The organism is Gemmatimonas sp. (assembly GCF_044345575.1).
Lineage (GTDB): Bacteria > Gemmatimonadota > Gemmatimonadetes > Gemmatimonadales > Gemmatimonadaceae > Gemmatimonas.
In genome coordinates, this window is record NZ_JBIJAW010000362.1 from 1 (window position 1) to 3,267 (window position 3,267).

Consider the following 3,267-nt stretch of genomic DNA (forward strand, 5'->3'; position numbering starts at 1 on the left):
GCGACGCAATGGCGGTACGGCGGGCAATTCGCATCATGGGCACGAGAAAATCAGGGTGAGGTGCAACGAGAGCGTCCGAGGAACGGCCATACGATCTCAGCTGGCGTGCAACATGGCCTTGGCGGCCATTTCGCCACCACGGGCCGCGCCTTCGAGTGAACTCGAATGCAGCGTTTCGCTGGCCCGCCAGAGCCCCGGGATACCACACGCGATGCTGGGGCGATGTTCCCGCCAGCCGGGGGCCTGTTCGAACTGCGAAAAGGGCACGCGCCACAGCGCCACGCGCTCAAGCGCGCTCTGATCTTCGCGCACGTTGCCCATGCGCGCGAGTTCACGACGCGCGGCGGCATCCAGCGTGGCGTCATCGAAATCGGCCGGCGCACCCACTGCAGTGGCCGCGATGAGCGTACGGCCGTCCGTCGCATATTCAGGCGCGACATCGGTGAGCGTCACGGCGTGCGAAATCACCGCGTCACTGTTGGCATTGAGCCAGAGCGCCTTACCGGGAATGGGCGTGGTGCGGGCGGTGTAGTACAGGGTGGTGCACCCGCGTGCGCCGACAGGTTCCGGAAGCGTGAGCCCCACGGACGCTGCAAGCACCGCGGCGGCGGGTGCATCAGTCGCGAGGACCACCTGATCGGCCTCGAGCACGGTGTCATCGCTGAGCCGCACGCCGCTCACGCGCCCGTCGGACACCACGAGTGCCTGCACTGCGCACGACGTGCGCACCGTCCCCGGCGTGAGCCGCGCCGCCATCTGCTGCGTGAGCGCGCCGATGCCACCAGCGGGGACCACGGTGTCGCCGTCGGCGAGCATCTTGAACGTGAAGAGCAGAATGCTCGCGCTGGTGGCGAGCGTGCGATCGAGCAGGATGCCGCCGTAGAACGGCGCAAAGAAACCATCGATCACTGGCGTGCCGAAGCCGCGCGCACGCAGGAACTCGCGTGTGCTGATGCCGGCGAAACGCGCGCCGAAGCAGTCGTCGAGGGAGAGCTGCTGCGCGAAGCGTCGCAGCGCCAGCAATCGCAGCTTGTCGCCCACGCCGATGGCACGCGCGAAGATCGTGTCGAGCAGCAACCCGGGGTCGGCGAGCGCGTCACCGATGAGCGACACCTGCCCCTCGCGTGCAATGCGCGCCGCCGGCAGAAATTTGCGCAGCGCGAGCCGATCGAAATCGAGATACCGGCGCAGCGTAGGATACGCCGTGAACAGCACCTGAAAGCCGTGATCGATGACCAACCCATCCTGCACGGTGGTGCGCACGCGGCCGCCCACCGCGGACGCCGCGTCGAGCACGAGCACGGCACGACCGGCGGCCTGCAGTTCGATAGCCGCCACGAGACCGGCCACGCCGGCCCCGATGATGACGGTGGGATTCGCGTTGGGAGCGCTCATGGCCTCAACACTAACGCAGGTGAGGCGGGGGAAAAACTCGGCGATGCAGACATTGGCGCCTACCAGCAGACGGCAGACGGCAGGAACGACAGCACGCAGTGAGGGAGGAATGCGGTAGAACAAAACGGGCGCCACCGCTTCGCGGGGCGCCCGATTTCCTTTGCGGTAGGGATATCGGGGCCGCGCGCAGCGCGGGACCGTGTCGTTCTACCGCATTCCTCCGTCACTGCGTGCTGTAGTTCCTGCCGTCTGCCGTCTGCTTTTCGGCGCGGTCAGCAGTTCCGCCGTCAGCCGTTCCGCCGTCAGCCGTTCCGCCGCCAGCCGTTCCGCCGCCAGCAGTTCCGCCCCTAAAACCGCACCCCGAACGTCAGCGGCACATACCGCGTGCTCACCCCCTCGCCGAACACGCTCACGAGCTTCGCCTCAGCGAAGGTGGAGAAGCCCGACAGGTGGAACGCGAGCCCGCCGCCCAGTTGCACGCCGAGATTCGTGTCGGAGGGGCGCTGCTGGAGCGCGCCCGGCAGCGTCAACGTGTTGAAGCTGTACACCCCGACGCCACCGAGGACATACGGATGCACGATCGATGTGGATTGGGCGGGGAAGTCATACACGATGTTCCCTACCACGGCGATCGTTCGGGTCTTCGAATCGAACTCCTTGAGGTCCCAGTCGTCGTAGGCCACGTCGCCACGCAGGCGGACCGTCTGGAGCGACGCGGGCTTGAAGTACACGTGCCCGGCCAGCGAGTACCCCAGGTTCCGCGCCTCGCCGAACTCCCCGACGGGGAGGGACAGACCGCCACTCACGCCGAAGGTCACCGGCTTGGCGGGCGTCTGGGCCGACAGCGCCGCGGGGGCGGCGAGCGCCGCAAGCATTACACCAATCGTCAGGGCACGCGTCATGGACATCTCCGGGTCAGTGAGGTCGTACATCCGGGCATCCGCGCGTGCGAGTGCCCGGCCTATGCCGTTCCAGCGTGCACGGTGGACCCGATCACTCCGGTGAGGGCTTGACGGCCACCACGAAGTACTCGGTCTCGCCAAAGCACGACGTTGGTACCCCGACATGCTGCTGATAGGTCACCGTCACCCGCTTACCGCTGAGGTCGGAGATCGCCCGGGCGATGGAATCGCTGCGCACCGTGAAGGAGAAACTGTCGGAGCGGAAGCCCTTGGCGATGTCGGTGTAGAGGGTGCCTTCCCACGTTTTGCACAGCCACCCTTTCCGGGAGATCTTCTGCACGTACCCGGCACGCGACCCTTCGGAGTAACTCCAGGAGAGCGCCGCCGCGGTCCAGATCCCGAAGCCGATCGCGGGCAGACCCACCAGGGCCAGCACCGTCACCGCCAGCCAGTGGCGGCGGACGAACGACTTGCGGACGAGGACGGGGGCCGGGGCACCGGCCGTGGGGTCGGCACTCTCGAAGGCCGAGTCGTGTTCGTCTGGGGTTGGATCAGCCATGATCGGAACTTGGGGAGACCTAGCGGGGCGCGCTAGCTTTCCGGGTTGGATTCCGGCTCGTCCGTCCGGTCACCTTCTTTTTCGCAGGGTACGTATCGTGTCGTCTTCCACTGCAGGGTTCGGTTCGCGTCGTCCCACCGTCACGGTGAAAGTGCGTGGCGTGCCCGTGGGCTCGTCGGCACCCGTGGTGGTGCAGTCCATGACCAACACCGACACGGCCGACGCCGAGTCCACGGCCAATCAGGTCGCGGAGCTGTTCGAGGCCGGCTCGCAGAAGGTGCGCATCACGGTCAACAACGACGAAGCCGCCCAGGCGGTCCCCGAAATCCGGCAGCGCCTGGAGGACCGCGGGCTCGATGTGCCGCTCATCGGCGACTTCCACTACAACGGGCACCTGCTGCTCACGAAGTA

Annotated in this window: 4 protein-coding genes; 1 reads left to right on the forward strand and 3 read right to left on the reverse strand. The window is 66.9% G+C overall.

All coding sequences use genetic code 11. From position 1 onward, the window contains the following. Window positions 1-96: 96 nt before the first annotated feature. From ACIQ6O_RS15145 to ACIQ6O_RS15155, 3 genes are all read right to left on the reverse strand, one after another. Window positions 97-1,395: an FAD-dependent oxidoreductase gene (locus ACIQ6O_RS15145; protein ID WP_396208614.1), complete on the reverse strand. Its 1,299-nt coding sequence runs from the start codon at window positions 1,393-1,395 to the stop codon at window positions 97-99. A 347-nt stretch (window positions 1,396-1,742) separates the two neighbouring features. Next, window positions 1,743-2,297: an outer membrane protein gene (locus tag ACIQ6O_RS15150; RefSeq protein ID WP_396208615.1), complete on the reverse strand. Its 555-nt coding sequence runs from the start codon at window positions 2,295-2,297 to the stop codon at window positions 1,743-1,745. 91 nt (window positions 2,298-2,388) lie between these two features. Further along, complete coding sequence (locus ACIQ6O_RS15155) at window positions 2,389-2,856, reverse strand: hypothetical protein (RefSeq protein WP_396208616.1); 468 nt, start codon at window positions 2,854-2,856, stop codon at window positions 2,389-2,391. 97 nt (window positions 2,857-2,953) lie between these two features. On the opposite strand from ACIQ6O_RS15155, the gene ACIQ6O_RS15160 reads away from it, so the two are divergent. Beyond that, window positions 2,954-3,267, forward strand: a 314-nt coding sequence (locus tag ACIQ6O_RS15160) for a flavodoxin-dependent (E)-4-hydroxy-3-methylbut-2-enyl-diphosphate synthase (RefSeq protein ID WP_396208617.1), incomplete at its 3' end; no start/stop codon positions are given.

Bases quoted from the DNA above. Each gene is read 5' to 3' on its own strand.
- ACIQ6O_RS15145 (WP_396208614.1), bottom strand. From the start codon at position 1,395: ATGAGCGCTCCCAACGCGAATCCCACCGTCATCATCGGGGCCGGCGTG.
- ACIQ6O_RS15155 (WP_396208616.1), bottom strand. From the start codon at position 2,856: ATGGCTGATCCAACCCCAGACGAACACGACTCGGCCTTCGAGAGTGCC.
- ACIQ6O_RS15150 (WP_396208615.1), bottom strand. From the start codon at position 2,297: ATGACGCGTGCCCTGACGATTGGTGTAATGCTTGCGGCGCTCGCCGCC.